The 15390-nt window shown below is 66.6% G+C and carries 13 protein-coding genes; 1 reads left to right on the forward strand and 12 read right to left on the reverse strand.

Annotated features, from left to right (window positions below):
* Nucleotides 1-57 precede the first annotated feature (57 nt).
* The 3 genes from recN to lpxC form a co-directional block, all read right to left on the reverse strand.
* Nucleotides 58-1737 (reverse strand): DNA repair protein RecN, encoded by a 1680-nt coding sequence (gene recN, locus QU595_RS16550; RefSeq protein ID WP_315923849.1) that lies wholly within the window; start codon nucleotides 1735-1737, stop codon nucleotides 58-60.
* A gap of 52 nt (nucleotides 1738-1789) precedes the next feature.
* A complete protein-coding gene (locus QU595_RS16555; RefSeq protein ID WP_315923851.1) occupies nucleotides 1790-2650 on the reverse strand; it encodes an outer membrane protein assembly factor BamD in 861 nt (286 codons plus the stop codon).
* Between the two features lie 202 nt (nucleotides 2651-2852).
* Complete coding sequence (gene lpxC / locus QU595_RS16560) at nucleotides 2853-3791, reverse strand: UDP-3-O-acyl-N-acetylglucosamine deacetylase (RefSeq protein WP_315923853.1); 939 nt, start codon at nucleotides 3789-3791, stop codon at nucleotides 2853-2855.
* Between the two features lie 36 nt (nucleotides 3792-3827).
* On the opposite strand from lpxC, the gene QU595_RS16565 reads away from it, so the two are divergent.
* Nucleotides 3828-4103, forward strand: a complete 276-nt coding sequence (locus QU595_RS16565) for a hypothetical protein (protein WP_315923855.1) — start codon at nucleotides 3828-3830, stop codon at nucleotides 4101-4103.
* A 63-nt stretch (nucleotides 4104-4166) separates the two neighbouring features.
* Here the strand turns inward: QU595_RS16565 and ftsZ are convergent, their stop codons facing one another.
* The 9 genes from ftsZ to murD all read right to left on the reverse strand — a co-directional run bounded on the left by ftsZ (nucleotide 4167) and on the right by murD (nucleotide 15357).
* Entirely contained in the window at nucleotides 4167-5852 is a 1686-nt protein-coding gene (gene ftsZ / locus QU595_RS16570) for a cell division protein FtsZ (RefSeq protein ID WP_315923857.1), read from the reverse strand.
* 69 nt (nucleotides 5853-5921) lie between these two features.
* Complete coding sequence (ftsA, locus tag QU595_RS16575; protein WP_315923859.1) at nucleotides 5922-7226, reverse strand: cell division protein FtsA; 1305 nt, start codon at nucleotides 7224-7226, stop codon at nucleotides 5922-5924.
* Nucleotides 7223-8164: a cell division protein FtsQ/DivIB gene (locus QU595_RS16580; RefSeq protein ID WP_315923860.1), complete on the reverse strand. Its 942-nt coding sequence runs from the start codon at nucleotides 8162-8164 to the stop codon at nucleotides 7223-7225. Before QU595_RS16580 ends, ftsA begins: the two co-directional genes overlap by 4 nt.
* Nucleotides 8152-9078 (reverse strand): D-alanine--D-alanine ligase, encoded by a 927-nt coding sequence (locus QU595_RS16585; RefSeq protein WP_315923862.1) that lies wholly within the window; start codon nucleotides 9076-9078, stop codon nucleotides 8152-8154. The genes QU595_RS16580 and QU595_RS16585 overlap by 13 nt, the downstream gene beginning before the upstream one ends.
* A 231-nt stretch (nucleotides 9079-9309) precedes the next feature.
* On the reverse strand, nucleotides 9310-10275 hold the full coding sequence (gene murB, locus QU595_RS16590; protein WP_315923864.1) for a UDP-N-acetylmuramate dehydrogenase: 966 nt from the start codon (nucleotides 10273-10275) through the stop codon (nucleotides 9310-9312).
* A complete protein-coding gene (gene murC, locus QU595_RS16595) occupies nucleotides 10272-11678 on the reverse strand; it encodes a UDP-N-acetylmuramate--L-alanine ligase (RefSeq protein WP_315923866.1) in 1407 nt (468 codons plus the stop codon). The genes murB and murC overlap by 4 nt, the downstream gene beginning before the upstream one ends.
* Nucleotides 11675-12802 carry an undecaprenyldiphospho-muramoylpentapeptide beta-N-acetylglucosaminyltransferase gene (gene murG, locus QU595_RS16600; RefSeq protein WP_315923868.1) on the reverse strand — a complete coding sequence of 376 codons (1128 nt, stop codon included), beginning with the start codon at nucleotides 12800-12802 and terminating at the stop codon, nucleotides 11675-11677. Before murG ends, murC begins: the two co-directional genes overlap by 4 nt.
* A complete protein-coding gene (gene ftsW, locus QU595_RS16605) occupies nucleotides 12803-13957 on the reverse strand; it encodes a putative lipid II flippase FtsW (protein WP_315923870.1) in 1155 nt (384 codons plus the stop codon). It lies immediately after the preceding gene.
* Entirely contained in the window at nucleotides 13957-15357 is a 1401-nt protein-coding gene (gene murD / locus QU595_RS16610) for a UDP-N-acetylmuramoyl-L-alanine--D-glutamate ligase (protein ID WP_315923872.1), read from the reverse strand. The genes ftsW and murD overlap by 1 nt, the downstream gene beginning before the upstream one ends.
* Between the last annotated feature and the right edge of the window lie 33 nt (nucleotides 15358-15390).

Below are 15390 nucleotides of genomic sequence, written 5' to 3' on the forward strand. Positions count from 1 at the left end.
GGATATAACTATCTGCTGACTCTTCCCGACAAGAACCGGCCGGGACGATCCACGGTCTTACGAAGCAGCCGCCGTGGTCTCCCGCAGCAACCGCTCGGCAGCCGCGCGCGCCTCGTCGGTGATGGTCGCGCCGGCCAGCATACGGGCGATCTCCTCCTGCCTGGCGGCGCGATCCATTTCGGCGATTCCCGTGGCCACCCGGTCGGCGCCACCCGATTTGGAGATGAGGAAATGCGTCGCCGCCCTTGCCGCCACCTGCGGCGCATGCGTGACCGACAGTACCTGCACGCGCTTGGACAGCCGCGCCAGCCGCTGGCCGATGGCATCCGCCACCGCGCCGCCGACGCCAGTATCGATTTCGTCGAACACCAGCGTCGGCGCCGAACCCCGGTCGGCCAGCGCCACCTTCAGTGCCAGAAGGAAGCGGGACAACTCGCCGCCCGACGCCACCTTCATCATCGGGCCGGGGCGCGTGCCGGGATTGGTGCGCACCCAGAACTCGATCTGGTCGATACCCTCCTCCTGACGGCTGTCGGGCTCGCTGGCCATCTCCACGATGAACTCCGCACGCTCCAGTTTCAGCGCCGGCAGTTCAGCCATCACCGCCTTGGTGAGGCCCTCCGCCGCACCCTGCCGCAGGGCCGAGAGCTGGGCGGCGGAAACGTCATAGGCCTCGCGGGCGGCCGACGCCTGCTTTTCCAGCACATGCAGCTTCTCCTCGCCGGCGTCGAGATCGGCAAGGTCGGCCGACATCGTGTCGCGCAACTGCGCCAGGTCGTCGACGGCGACATTGTGCTTGCGCGCGGCCGCCCTGAGCGCGAACAGCCGCTCCTCGGCCTTTTCCAGCCGCTGCGGGTCGTATTCCGTGGCCCGCAGCGCGGCCTCCACGCCGGACTGGGCGGCGTCCAGCGACAGAAGCGCCTCGTCCAGCGACTTCACCACCTCGTCCAGCAGGCCGGGCGCGTCGGACACCTTGCGCTGCAGCCGCCTGAGCAGGCTCGCCAGCGCCGGCAGCGGCGAGTTCGGCCCGGAAAGCACGTCCTGCGCATCGTGGATTTCCGACGCGATCTTCTCGGCGCGCATCATGGTGGCGCGCAGTTCGGCGAGCTCGGTTTCCTCGCCCGGCTGCGGGTCCAGCGCGGAAAGCTCCGCAACGGCCGCGCGCAGATAGTCGGCCTCGCGCGCGGCCGCCTCGACGCGGGCGCGATGGCGCGCAAGCTCGCTCTCGCAGGCGCGCCAGTGCCGCCACGCCGAGCCCGTCGCCGCGACGGCGCCCAGATGCCCGCCGAAGGCGTCGAGCAGCTCGCGGTGCGCGCCGGCATCGACCAGCGCGCGGTCGTCGTGCTGGCCGTGGATCTCCACCAGCGCCCGCCCCACGCCACGCATCAGCGCCACGCTGGCCGGCTGGTCGTTGACGAAGACGCGCGTGCGCCCGTCCGCCGTCTGCAAGCGGCGCAGGATGACGTCGCCCTCCTCGTCGTCGATGGCGTTCTCGGCCAGAAGCGCGCGGACGGGATGGTTGCGCGGCACGTCGAACACGGCCGTCACCTGCCCCTGCGCCGCCCCGTGGCGCACCAGCGAGGCATCGCCGCGCGCGCCGAGCGCCAGGGACAGAGCATCGAGAAGAATAGATTTGCCCGCGCCGGTCTCGCCGGTCAGCACGGAAAGGCCGGGCGCAAAATCGATGTCCAGCCGTTCAATCAGGACGATATCGCGAATCGACAACCTGGAGAGCATCGCCGCTCTATAGCATCATCCGACGAAGCCGTGAGGTGGCTTCGTCGCCATGTCAGGCACCACCGGTGATCAGCTTGCCGGCCTTGGAAATCCACGAACCCGCATTCTCGCGCGGCTCCAGCCCCTTGCTCTGCAGGAGCTTATAGGAATCCTTGTACCACGGGCTGGACGGGTAGTTGTGGCCGAGCACGGCCGCCGCCGTCTGGGCTTCGTCGGTCAGGCCCAGCGCGTAATAGGCTTCCACCAGGCGGGCCAGCGCCTCCTCGACCTGGCGCGTGTTGGAGTACTGCTCGACCACGGTGCGGAAACGCTTGACCGCGGCCAGATACTCGCGCCGCTCCAGATAGTAGCGGCCGACCTGCATCTCCTTGCCGGCGAGCTGGTCGGTGGCGAATCGGATTTTCGCCTTGGCGTCCTCGGCATATTCCGAATCGGGCCAGCGGTTCACCAGGTCCTGCATGGTCTGGACCGTCTGGCGCGATTCCTTCTGGTCCTGCGTGACGTCCTTGATCTGGCGATAATAGCTCAGGCCGATGATGTAGGTCGCGTAAGCCGCCTCATCGGTGGAGGGATAGAGCGTCAGGTAGCGCTTGGCAGATGCGATGGCGTCATCGTAGTTGCCCTGGCGATAGTTGGTGAAGGCGCCCATCACCATCGATTTGCGCGCCCATTCCGAATAGGGGTGCTGGCGGTCGACCGCGGCGAACTTCTTTGAGGCTTCGTCCAGCCGCCCGGCGTTCAGGTTTGCCAGCGCCTGGTTGTAGAGCTGGTCCGCAGGCTCGGTCTGGTCGACATAGGTGGAAAGGTCAACGTCCTTCTCCGAGGACATGCAGCCGGTCAGGAACATCGGCGCCGCGACGGAAAGCGCCAGGAAAGCAGCCCTTGCCGGCGCCTTGGATTGAACGAAGAACATGATCGGAATTCGCCCTCTCGGCTTCAGTGCAGCCATCGTGCGGCAGCCATAAACCATAATTGCCGCGCGCGGCAACGCTATCGCCATGCAATTGTGCAATTTTGTGGCGTATCCCGCCCGTGGCGAGCCACCGCAGATTCGCCCGGACGGTGATGCATCTTCGCAACAGATGCATCATGCCGCTCTATGCGGGAAATCAGGCTCACACCACCCAGGGAGCGTAGACGGGCGCGTAGACCGCGCTCATCTCGGCGGTCCGGCCGCGCCCGCTGCGGGTCGTCTCCACGATCTCGAATGCGGAGCGGTCCGAAAGCAGCCGCCGCAACGCGGCGGCATTCAGCCGGTGGCCGCCGCGATAGGAGCGGAAGCAGCCGATGAAGCGCGCGCCGGCCAGAGCCAGGTCGCCGAGCGCATCCAGCGTCTTGTGGCGAGCGAACTCGTTGGGATAGCGCAGCCCGCCCATATTGATGACGCGGTGGTCGTCGCCGATGACGAGGGAATTCTCCAGCGAGGAGCCGAGCGCGTAGCCCGCCGCCCACAGCCGTTCCACATCCTTCATGAACCCGAAGGTGCGGGCGCGGGCGAGATCGTGGCGGAACATGTCGGGGCTCAGATCGGCCGCGAAGTGCTGGCGGCCGATGGCCGGGCTCTCGAAATCGATCTCGACCTCGAATCGCGTTCCGGCATAGGGCCGGAACTCGGCCCAGGAAGCGCCGCTGTCGATGCGCACGGTCTTGAGCACGCGGATGAAGCGCCGCTTCACCGGCAGCGTTTCGATGCCGGCCTGGTCGAAGGCATCGACGAACATCGCCGCCGTTCCGTCGAGGATAGGCACCTCGCGGCCGTCGATCTCGATGATCAGATTGTCGATGCCGACGCCGAACAGCGCGGCCATGAGGTGCTCGACGGTGGCGACATGCTGCCCGGCCGGATCGCCCAGCAGCGTGCACAGGTCGGTCGCCCCGACTTCGGAAACCAGCGCGCGCAACTCGCGCACCTGCCCGTCCGGCGCGACCTGATGGAAGACGATGCCGGTGTCGGCGTCGGCCGGAAGGAAGTGGACCGTCACCTCGTTGCCGCTGTGGACGCCGATGCCGGTCAAGGATACGCGCGTTTTGAGGGTTGTCTGGTAGTCCTGCAAGATGGATCCCCGTATGCCCGAGCTGCCTAAGCCCGCATGACCGGCGTTCCGGGTGTCGGCATTCCGAAAGGATCGGAACAAACCGTCTCTTCTTTTCGCCGGTTCACTAGTCCGAAATCGAAACCCGAACGGGTTTGCGCTCCAGTTGCGGTCCTGGTCGATCCGGCAGGCCCTCTTCCCCAAAACCTGCCGATTTCAGCCGCCGCGAAGATAATGTCGGGCATGGCCCGTTCCAAATCACGCTTTCTTACTTCCTGTAACGGCTTCGATATTCCGGCCGCGCATGATAAATTATTGTTTTTATTTGATTAAATAAGGCAACAGGCCGGCGGTGAAGCGCCGGCCTGTTAACAAGTGTTACAATCCGTTAACGGATCAGTTCGCTTGCCGGCGAAGGAATGCCGGAATCTCGAGCTGATCGTCTTCCTGAGTCGCGCGGGCTTGCGGCGCGAAGCGGCCGTGATCGTCGAGCTGGCCGCGACGCGGCGCGTAGAGCTGTGCGTCCTGCGGCGCCAGACGGCGCACTTCCGGAGCCGCCTGGCGCAGGCGCGGCTCGCGCGGCTGTGCGGGCTGAAGACGCGCCGGCTCCTCTTCGCGGCGGGTGAGGCCGGTGGTCAGGCGCTTCAGCAGGCCCATCGGGCCGCGTTCCTCATGATCGACGGGATGCGACTTGGCTTCCACTTCCGCCCTCACGACCGGAGGGAAGTCCTCCACGCGCGGCATGCGCTGCGGCGCGGCGGCAGCGGCCGGCTGAGGCGCGGGCTCGCGATATTGCGGCGCAGGCTGGGCCACGGGCTGAGGCGCGGGCTGATGCATCTGCGGCTGGGCCGGAGGCGCCTGGAACAGCTTGCTCTGCGGGCGGAAATCTTCGGCCGGAGCCGAAGCCGGACGGCCATGGGCCATCGCCGCCGCATTGGCTTCCGCCTGCTGGATCGCCTCGGCGACCGGATCGGCGGCGCGCGCCTGGGGCTCGTGCATGGCCGGCTGCTGCGCAGGCGCGCTGCGCGGCTGCTCCACGGCCGCGGCAGGGCGCGGCGCCGCCGCCTTCGGCTGGGCCGGGCGGATGGAGATCGGCGCGGCGGCGATGTCGGCGGCCGACTTGTCGATGCCGGTGGCCACGACGGACACGCGGATGACGCCCTCGAGGTCCTCGTCGAAGGTCGCGCCGAGGATGATGTTGGCGTCCTGGTCGACTTCCTCGCGGATGCGGGTCGCAGCCTCGTCCACCTCGAACAGGGTCAGGTCGCGACCGCCGGTGATGGAGATCAGCAGGCCCTTGGCGCCCTTCATCGAGGTCTCGTCGAGCAGCGGGTTGGCGATCGCCGCCTCGGCGGCGGCCATTGCCCGGCCCTCGCCCGAAGCTTCGCCGGTGCCCATCATGGCCTTGCCCATCTCGCGCATCACCGAACGCACGTCGGCGAAGTCGAGGTTGATCAGGCCTTCCTTGACCATCAGGTCGGTGATGCAGGCGACGCCCGAATAGAGCACCTGGTCGGCCATGGCGAAGGCGTCGGCGAAGGTGGTCTTGTCGTTGGCGAGGCGGAACAGGTTCTGGTTCGGGATCACGATCAGCGTGTCCACGCACTTCTGCAGTTCCTCGATGCCCATGTCGGCCGTCTTCATGCGGCGCTGGCCCTCGAAGTGGAACGGCTTGGTGACGACGCCGACGGTCAGGATGCCCTTCTCGCGGGCGGCGCGGGCGACGACGGGAGCCGCGCCCGTGCCGGTGCCGCCGCCCATGCCGGCGGTGACGAAGCACATATGGGTGTTCGACAGGTGGTCGATGATCTCGTCGATGCACTCCTCGGCGGCGGCGCGGCCGACTTCAGGCTGCGAGCCGGCGCCCAGCCCTTCCGTGACATGCGCGCCGAGCTGGATGATGCGCTCGGCCTTGGACATGGTCAGCGCCTGCGCATCGGTGTTGGCGACCACGAAATCGACGCCGCGCAGACCGGCGGTGATCATGTTGTTGACCGCGTTGCCGCCGCCACCGCCCACACCGAAAACGGTGATGCGCGGCTTGAGCTCGGTGATGTCCGGCTTCTTCAGATTGATGGTCATAGTCCTCGTCCTTTGTCTTTCCCGCCGCTTCGCCGCCGCGGCCGCCTTATGGGGCTGTCCCCGTCGATACTAAAAACTGTCTCTCAACCACTGACTCATGCGATGCAGTTTCCCGCCTGTTCCCGTCATCTTGAAACGGGACATTCCTTGCGCAGGATGGCTCTCGAAAGCCGCCATCTGCGGATAGATCATCAGGCCGACCGCCGCCGAGAACGCGGGCCCCTTGGCCGCTTCCGGCAGGCCGGCGACGCCGAGGGGGCGGCCGATGCGCACGCTGCGGCCCAGAATGCGCCGCGCCGCTTCCGGCAGGCCGGCCAACTGGCTGGCGCCGCCCGTCAGCACGACGCGCTTGCCCACGGCATTGCCGTAACCGGACCGGTTGAGCCGCTCGCGCAGCAGTTCCAGCGTTTCCTCGATCCGGGCCCGGATGATGCGCGTCACCACCGAACGCGGCACCTGCAACGGCGCCTCGCCTTCCTCGCCGATCGGCTGGATGGTGACGAGGTCGCGGTCGTCCGAGCTGCCCGGCAGCGCCGATCCGTGCATCACCTTCAGCCGCTCCGCAGCCTCCAGCGAGGTCGACAGCCCCTTGGCAAGGTCCAGCGTGACGTGATTGCCGCCGATGGGGATGCCGCTGCCATGCACGAAGCGGCCTTCGGAGAAGATGGAGATGGTCGTGGTGCCGCCGCCCATGTCGATGCAGGCCGCGCCCATTTCCAGTTCGTCGTCCACCAGCGAGGCGAGGCCGCTGGCATAGGGGGTGGCCACCATGCGCTCGACCGACAGATGCGAGCGGTTGACCGCCAGTTCGAGGTTGCGCATCGGGGCGGAGTCGGCGGTCAGCACGTGCATGTCCACGCCCAGCGTGTCGCCCACCATGCCGCGCGGATCGCGCACGCCGCGTTCGGCATCCAGCGAGAACCCCACCGGCAGCGAATGCACCACCTCCCGCTCCGTTTTCAGTGCCTGCCGGGCGCCCACGGCCAGCACGCGCTTGATGTCGGATTCGTCCACTTCATGGCCGCCGAGATTGATGGTGGCCCCGAAGGTTTCGGTCTTCAGTCGGCCTGCGGTCATGTTGACGATCAGGGAATCGACGGTGAGATCCGCCATGCGCTCGGCCGCATCGACCGCCAGGCGCACCGCATGTTCGGCGCGGTCGAGATCGACGACGACGCCCGACTTGACCCCTTGCGACTTCTGGTGGCCGATACCGATCACCTGGATGCGGTGCGAGCGCCCGCGAAGCAGCGTGCCGTCCTCGCGCGGCTTCAGCTTGGCCACCATGCAGCAGACCTTGCTGGAGCCGACGTCCAGCACCGTCAGCACGCCGGACCGGCGGCTTGCATCCCCATGATTGCCCAGCCAGCTCATATCTTCTGCTCCGGCTTCCGCTTCGCCGCCTTGGAGATTTCCTTCAACGCCGCCTGGCGCGCCGTCATCGCCTCGGGCGTCAGTTCGAGCGCCAGCCGGTCGGGGATGCGCATGTCGACGGCCGCGATATCCCGCGAAAGCAGGGACTGCTCGCGGTCCAGCGCCACCAGCTGCGCCAGCGCGGCGTCTTCCGCTTCTTCCGGCAGCTTCACCGTGATGCCGTTGTCCAGCCTGAGATCCCAGCGCCGGTCGCCGACCCTGACATACCCCCTCACCCGGTTGGCCAGATCGGGATAATGCGCGACCCTGGCGAGGAAATCGGGCGCATGCTCGGGAGCGCCCGGACCGACCAGAAGCGGAAGCGTCGCCTGGTTGCCGCCCGCATAGGGAACGATCACGCGGCCGTCGCGCTCAATGACCGACAATTGGGAACCCTGCTGCCACAGCGCGAAGGGCTGCCGCTCCTCGATCCGCACCTCCAGCGTATGCGGATAGATCTTGCGCACCGCCGCGCCTTCGACCCACGGCAGCGTGGCGACCCGCTCGCGCGCGGTCTCCACGTTGAAGCCGACCAGCGAGGTCCAGCCGTCGAGGTCCAGCTTGTCGAGAATATCGATCTCGGAAGTCTCGCGATTGCCGACCACCTTGATCTGATCGACGGCAAACCCAGTACGGGCGGTCACGCCTTGCACGAAACCGTCGAGATTGCCGCCGAGATAGGCGCCATAGGTCACGCTTGAGGCGAGGAACGCAGCGGAAAGCATGGTGGCCGCATAGGGCGGCGCCTTCAGGTCGCCCTCGCCCAGACGCGCGAACATGCGCACCGGCCGCCGCAGCCAGCGCGGCAGCACGAATTTGTCCAAGGAGAAGGGCGCGCGGGAAGGACCGCGCCGCCGGGCGCGCCCAAACCTGCCATATCCCCACCTCAACGAAGACACGAAGCGTCCTCCACCATCCAACTCAACAGATCGCCGAACGAGTGTCCCGCTTGCGCGGCGATTTCAGGCACCAGAGACGTCGGCGTCATACCCGGCTGAGTGTTGATCTCCAGCCACACGACCTCACCATTTTCCGAATGGCGGTCGTCGTAGCGGAAGTCCGACCGGGAGACGCCCCGGCACCCGATCGCTTGGTGAGCCTTGAGCGCCAGTGTCTGTATTTTTTGGTAAATATTCGGTGAAACTTTCGCGGGGGTTTCGTGTTTTGAGCCCCCGGCCACGTATTTTGAATCGTAATCATAGAAGGAATGGCCTGTCGGGATGATCTCGCACACCCCCAGCGCCACATCGCCCATCACCGCGCAGGTCAATTCCCGCCCATGGACATAGCGCTCGACCATGACGCGCTCGCCATACTTCCAGTCAGGCGACGAAATCAGTTGCGGCGGATGCGACTGGTCTTCCTTGACGATGATGACGCCGAAGCTCGACCCTTCGTTCACCGGCTTGACCACATAGGGCGGCGCCATCGGGTGCTCGGAGCGAATTGCGAAGCGGTTGACCAGCTTCGATTCCGCGACCGGGATGCCCGCCGCCCTGGCGACCTTCTTCGCCTGCTCCTTGTCCATGGCCAGAGCGGAAGCCAGCACGCCCGAATGCGTATAGGGGATCGACAGATATTCGAGGACGCCCTGGATGGTGCCGTCCTCGCCGAAAGGACCATGAAGTGCGTTGAAGACGACATCCGGCTTCAGTTCCGCAAGCACCGCACCCACATTGCGGTCGACATCGACCCGGGTGACGCGATAGCCCTCGCCCTCGAGCGCAGCGGCGCAGGCATTGCCTGAAGAAAGCGACACGGGCCGCTCGGACGAGAAGCCGCCCATGAGAACAGCCACATGCTTGTCTTTCATCCCCCGTCATCCCCTTCCGGCGGGTTCGCGCTTCTGTTTCCAGGCTTGAGTCGGAGTCTCCCGGCAGGCATGCCTGCCAGACGGAACCGCGCCCCACGCGCCCGAACGACTCAAATCAAGGAAACGCCTCTAAGGGGCAGAGAATCAGAGACTTGATTCCGTGGCAAGTCCTTATGATTCCGAGAGATTCACTTTCTGAAAAAATCGCGCCGAAAATGCGCGGGTGAGTCCTCAGAGCAACTGTCCGAGGAACTCCTGCACCTCGCGCCCGGGCCGGAAACTGCCGATGCGCTTGATCTCCCAGTGCAGCTTTATTCCGGCGTTCTCCAGCACGCGGGCCCGCACCGTCTCGCCCAGATATTCGAGGTCGTAGCCGGTGGCCGAACCGGTGTTGATCATGAAGTTGCAATGCATGGGCGACATCTGCGCCCCGCCCACCATGAGGCCGCGGCAACCAGCCTTGTCGATTTCCTTCCAGGCCGAAGTGCCTTCCGGATTCTTGAAGGTCGAGCCGCCGGTCTTCTCGCGGATCGGCTGCACCGTCTCGCGATGGAGTTGCACGGCATCCATCGCCTGCCTGATCTCCTCCTTGTCCTCGCGATGGCCTTCGAACAGCGCGGATGTGAAGATCAGGTCGGCCGGAGCGGACGAGTGGCGGTAGCCGTAGCCCATCCCCGCATTGGACAGAACATGGACATTGCCCTTGCGGTCGAGCGCGCGCACTTCCACCACACGTTCGCGCGTCTCCACGCCGTTTGCCCCCGCATTCATGCGCAACGCGCCGCCGAGCGCGCCGGGAATGCCGTGATAGAAATGGAAGCCGCCGATGCCGGCCTCCAGCGCGATGGCGGCCAGCCGCTTGTCGGGCATAGCCGCGCCCGCCCGGATCCGGGTTTCGGAAACGACCTCGGCCTCGCCGAAACCCTTGGCCGAAAGCCGCACCACGAACCCCGCAATGCCGCCCTCGCGCACCAGCAGGTTGGAGCCGATGCCCACCACCATGACGGGAATTTCTTCCGGCACGGCTTTCAGGAAAGCGGCGAGGTCCGCCTCGTCGGCGGGCTGGAACAGCACGTCCGCCAGCCCCCCGGCGCGGAACCAGGTGATCTTGTCCATCTCGGCGTCGGGCGTCATCCGCCCCCGCAACCCGGAAAGCCTGTCTCCGAGCTTTTCCAGCAGCGCGCCGCCGCGTGTCATGACCCGGCCTCGGCGAGTTCCTTCGGCAGGGCATAGGCCCATTGCGTAATGTTGCCGGCACCGAGGAAGATGACGAAATCGCCGGGCTTAGCCAGCGCGCGCACGGCCGGCGCGACCGCCGCCGGTCCTTCGATGTGACGGGCGTCGCGGTGGCCGCCGGTGCGGATGCGCGCCACCAGCGCTTCTGAGGTCACGCCCTCGATCGGATCTTCGCCGGCGGCATAGACCGGCGCCACCATCACCGTGTCCGCATCGTTGAAGCAGGCGGAAAAATCGTCGAACAAATCATGCAGGCGCGTGAAGCGGTGCGGCTGCGCAATGGCGATGACGCGCCCCTTGGTGGCGTCCCGCGCGGCCCGCAGCACCGCTTTGATCTCGACCGGATGGTGGCCGTAATCGTCGAACACCTCCACACCGTTCCACGATCCCGTGTGGGTGAAACGCCGCTTGACGCCGCCGAACAGAGACAGGCCCTTCTTGATCGCCTCGGGCGGGATGCCGAGTTCATGCGCGACGGCAATGGCTGCCGTGGCGTTGGAAACGTTATGCCGGCCGGGCATCGGCAGCCTCAGTCCGGAAATGGCGGTCTCGCCGCCGCCCTTGCGGTTGCGGATCACCACGTCGAACTCGGAAGCCGCGCCATCCATGCGGTGATTGCTGAAACGCACGTCGGCCTGCGCATTGCCGCCATAGGTGATGACGCGGCGGTCCTCGATGCGGCTGGCCAGGGCCTGCACCTCGGGATGGTCGGTGCACATTACGCCGAAGCCGTAGAACGGCACGTTCTCGACGAACTGGCGGAACGCGTCGCGCACCTTGTCGAACGAGCCGTAATGGTCGAGATGCTCCGGGTCGATATTGGTCACCACCGCGATATCGGCCGGCAGCTTGAGGAACGTGCCGTCGCTCTCGTCGGCCTCCACCACCATCCATTCGCCGTCGCCCATGCGCGCGTTGGTGCCATAGGCATTGATGATGCCGCCGTTGATGACGGTGGGATCGAGCCCGCCCGCCTCCAGGAGCGTCGCGACCATCGAGGTGGTGGTGGTCTTGCCGTGGGTGCCGCCGATGGCGACGGCCTGCCGGAAACGCATCAGTTCCGCCAGCATCTCGGCGCGCCGCACCACGGGCAGCAGTTTTTCACGCGCGGCGACCAACTCGGGATTCGATTTCCGGATCGCCGTGGACACCACCACGACTTCCGCCTCGCCCAGGTTCTCGGCCCTGTGGCCGACGAAGCACTCGATGCCCTTCTCGCGCAGGCGCTGCACATTGGCGCCGTCGGCCTGGTCGGAACCCTGCACCTTGTAGCCGAGATTGTGCAGCACCTCGGCGATGCCGCTCATGCCGATGCCGCCGATGCCGATGAAATGCACGAGGCCGATGGTCTGCGGCATCTTCATGCGCGCTTTTCCTTCTTGAAATCCTCAATCGATGTGCCCGACGCAATAGCCTCTGCGAGGTCCGCGAGCAACCGCGCGGCGTCCGGACGGCCGACCGATTTCGCCGCGGCCGCCGTCTCGGCCAGCCGCTGCGGATCCTCCATCAGCGGTCCGATCAGCGCCGCCAGCGCCTCGGGCGAAAGGGTCGACTGCGGGTGCACCGCGGCACCTCCCGCAGCGGCAAGCGCGGCCGCGTTCGCCGCCTGGTCATGGTCGAGCGCGAAGGGATAGGGGACCAGGATCGCCGGCCGGCCGATGACGGCTATCTCCGAAACCGTGGACGCGCCGGACCGCGAGATCACCAGATGCGCCGACGCCATGCGCTCCGCCATGTCGGTGAAGAAGGGCAGCACCTGCGCCTCCACGCCGAGCTCCGCATAGGCTGCCTTGACCCTCCCGACATCGTCCGCGCGCGCCTGCTGGGTGACCAGGAGCCGCTTGCGCTGGACGTCCGGCAGCAGGGCCACCGCGGGGGGGACCGCATCCGAAAAGAAGCGCGCGCCCTGGCTGCCCCCGAACACGAGAAGCCGGAACGGCTCCTCGCCCGCAGGCGCGACATAGCCCGTCTTCGCCGCCTCCAGCACCTGCGGTCGCACCGGATTGCCGGTCGTCACCGTCTTCAGCCCTGCGGGACTTCCGTCCTCGGGCAGGAAGCCGCCAGCGATCGCCGTGACCCGGCCGGAAAGCGCCTTGTTGGCGCGCCCCATCACCGCGTTCTGTTCATGGATGATCGTGGGCACATGGCGGCGGGTGGCGGCATAGACCGGCGGCAGGGTGGGATAGCCGCCGAAGCCCACCACGGCGTCTGGCTTGATCCGGCGGATCACGCGCGATGCCTGCCTCACGCCCTGCCAGATTCTGAGGAAAGCGGCCGCCAGCGCCAGCGGGTTCTTCGAGCCGATGGTGGCCGAGCGGATGCGGTGGACCGTGTCGGCCGGAAAGCGGGCGGTGAAACGCTCGACCCGGTCGTCGGTGGCCAGGTGCACCGACCAGCCGCGTTCGGCAAGCTCGTGCGCCAGCGCCTCGGCGGGAAAGAGATGCCCGCCGGTGCCGCCGGCCGCAAGAAGGATGGTTCCCTTGGGCATCTATTCGGCCGGCACGACATGCGGCGAGAGTTCGCCATGGCCGATCCGCTTCAGCCGCTCGGGTTTCTTGCGCGTCAGCGCCAGCACCATGCCCATCGAGATGGCGATGGCGATCTGCGAGGAGCCGCCATAGGAAATGAACGGCAGCGTCATGCCCTTGGCCGGGATGAGCTGGAGGTTCACGCACATGTTGATGATCGATTGCAGGCCGAACACCGTGACCAGGCCGCCGATGGCGTAGCGGGTGAACTCGTCGTGCTCCTTCAGGGCCGTATTGAGTCCGCGCAGCACGATGAAGGCGAAGATCAGCATGATGAAGAAGCACAGGATCAGCCCGTATTCCTCGCCCGCGACGGCGAACACGAAGTCGGCATGGCTGTCGGGAATGACGCGCTTGATCGTGCCTTCGCCCGGCCCGACGCCGAACCAGCCGCCATTGATCAGCGCCTCGCGGCCCATGTCCACCTGGAAGGTATCGCCCTCGCCGGTCATGAAGCGGTCGATGCGGCCGGCGACGTGCGGCAGCGTCTCGTAGGCGGCCACGATGCCGAATACGCCGGTCGCGCCCAGAAGCACGATCCAGAACCACGGCAGCCCCGCCATGAAGAACATGACGCTCCAGGTGCCGGTCACCAGCATGGTCTGGCCGAAGTCGGGCTGCGCCACCAGCAGCGACACGACCAAGCCCAGCAGGATCATGGCGAACAGATTGCCGGGGATGTCCGGATGGCGCTTGTGCTCGGCGAACAGCCAGGCGCAGATGATGACGAAAGCCGGCTTGAGAAATTCCGACGGCTGGATCGACAGGCCCGCGAGCGACACCCAGCGCCGCGCGCCCTTGACCTCGACGCCGATGTAGAGCACCGCCACCATCAGCACCATCATCACGCACAGCATGATGATGGCGAAGCGCCTGATCTGCCGCGTATCGAGGAAGGAGACGGCCAGCATCACGCCGAGCGCCGGGATGGTGAAGATGATCTGGCGCGTGGCGAAGTGGAACGGGTCCAGCCCGATGCGCTGTGCCACCGCCGGGCTGGCCGCGAAGGACAGCACGATGCCCAGCCCCATCAGCGACAGGAATGCCGCGAGGAACCAGCGGTCGACGGTCCACCACCATATGGAGACCGGCCTTTTGTCGAGACGGCTCTGCATTATCGTGCCCCTCCGATAAGGTCCACTTTGCCAATAGCAGCCACGGCTTGCCTGAAGGCTTCGCCGCGCACCTCGAAGTTCCTGAACTGGTCGAAGCTGGCGCAGGCCGGCGAAAGCAGCACCACGGCCTCGTCGCCCGCATCGTTGGCCGCATCCTGCGCCGCGTGCTCCACTGCCGCGGCAAGCGTGCCGGAAATCTCGTAGGGCACCGCCTCGCCCAGGGTGGCCGCGAAGGCGGGCGCCGCCTCGCCGATCAGATAGGCCTTGGCGACGCGCGGGAAGAAACCGCGCAACGGCTCGATGCCGCCCTCCTTGGGCAGGCCCCCGGCGATCCAGTAGATGCGGCCGAAGCTCGACAGCGCCGGTGCCGCCGCATCGGCATTGGTGGCCTTGGAATCGTTGACGAACAGCACCTTGCCCTTGCGCGCCACCTGCTCCATGCGGTGGGCGAGGCCGGGGAAGCTTTCCAGCCCCTTCTGGATCTCGCCGAGTTCCAACCCCACCCTGAGGCAGGCGGCGACGGCGGCAAGCGCGTTCTGCGCATTGTGCTGGCCGCGCAGCGAGCCGATGCCTTCGAGGAAGGCGATGCGGCTGTAGCGGCCGTCGACAGCCTCCATCAGGTCGGTGCCAGCGGCGAAATAGCCGTCGGTCAGGGGCAGGCGCTTGGAGATGCGCACCACCTTCTTGCCGACGCTTTCGAGCCTGTCGGCGATCTGTGCGCAATAGGGATCGTCGACGCCCACGATCGCCGTGTCGGAGCCCGCCACGAGCCGCTCCTTGATGGAGGCGTAATGCTGCATGGTGCCGTGCCGGTCGAGGTGATCGGGCGTGAGGTTCAGCAGCACCCCGGCGGTCGGGTTGATCGAGGGCGCAAGGTCGATCTGGTAGGACGAGCACTCGACCACATAGTGGCGCCGCGGTTCGGGCGGATCGAGCGTCATCACGGCGCGGCCAATGTTGCCGCCCATCTGCGTGTCGCGGCCTGCCGATTTCAGGATATGCGCGGTGAGCGCCGTTGTGGTGGACTTGCCGTTTGTGCCGGTGATGGCGATGAAGGGCGCTTGCGCCGCCTGCCGGTTGCGTTCCCGGCAGAAAAGCTCCACGTCGCCGATCACTTCCACGCCTGCCCCGCGCGCCAATTCGACCGTCCAGTGCGGCTTGGGATGCGTCAGCGGCACGCCCGGCGAGAGCACGAAGGCGGCGAAACCCGCCCACTCGGCCGCGCGCAGGTCGCCTGTCGCGATGCCCTCGGACGCGGCCTTGGCGACGCTGTCGGGATTGTCGTCCCAGGCCAGCACTTCGGCGCCGCCCGCCATCAGCGCGTGCGCCGTCGCGATGCCGGAACCGCCGAGGCCGAACAGCGCCACGCGCTTGGCCGAAAAGGAGGTTGCTGGGATCATCTGCTGCGCCTCTGGTGCAAAGAGGAAACCATC

Source organism: Mesorhizobium sp. SP-1A (assembly GCF_032460275.1).
GTDB lineage: Bacteria > Pseudomonadota > Alphaproteobacteria > Rhizobiales > Rhizobiaceae > Mesorhizobium.

Coding starts and splice junctions, on each gene's coding strand:
- ftsZ (WP_315923857.1), bottom strand. CDS start 5,852: ATGACCATCAATCTGAAGAAGCCGGACATCACCGAGCTCAAGCCGCGC.
- murD (WP_315923872.1), bottom strand. CDS start 15,357: ATGATCCCAGCAACCTCCTTTTCGGCCAAGCGCGTGGCGCTGTTCGGC.
- murC (WP_315923866.1), bottom strand. CDS start 11,678: ATGAAGATGCCGCAGACCATCGGCCTCGTGCATTTCATCGGCATCGGC.
- QU595_RS16555 (WP_315923851.1), bottom strand. CDS start 2,650: ATGTTCTTCGTTCAATCCAAGGCGCCGGCAAGGGCTGCTTTCCTGGCG.
- QU595_RS16565 (WP_315923855.1), top strand. CDS start 3,828: ATGACCGGCGTTCCGGGTGTCGGCATTCCGAAAGGATCGGAACAAACC.
- ftsW (WP_315923870.1), bottom strand. CDS start 13,957: ATGCAGAGCCGTCTCGACAAAAGGCCGGTCTCCATATGGTGGTGGACC.
- QU595_RS16585 (WP_315923862.1), bottom strand. CDS start 9,078: ATGAAAGACAAGCATGTGGCTGTTCTCATGGGCGGCTTCTCGTCCGAG.
- ftsA (WP_315923859.1), bottom strand. CDS start 7,226: ATGAGCTGGCTGGGCAATCATGGGGATGCAAGCCGCCGGTCCGGCGTG.
- recN (WP_315923849.1), bottom strand. CDS start 1,737: ATGCTCTCCAGGTTGTCGATTCGCGATATCGTCCTGATTGAACGGCTG.
- murG (WP_315923868.1), bottom strand. CDS start 12,802: ATGCCCAAGGGAACCATCCTTCTTGCGGCCGGCGGCACCGGCGGGCAT.
- murB (WP_315923864.1), bottom strand. CDS start 10,275: ATGACACGCGGCGGCGCGCTGCTGGAAAAGCTCGGAGACAGGCTTTCC.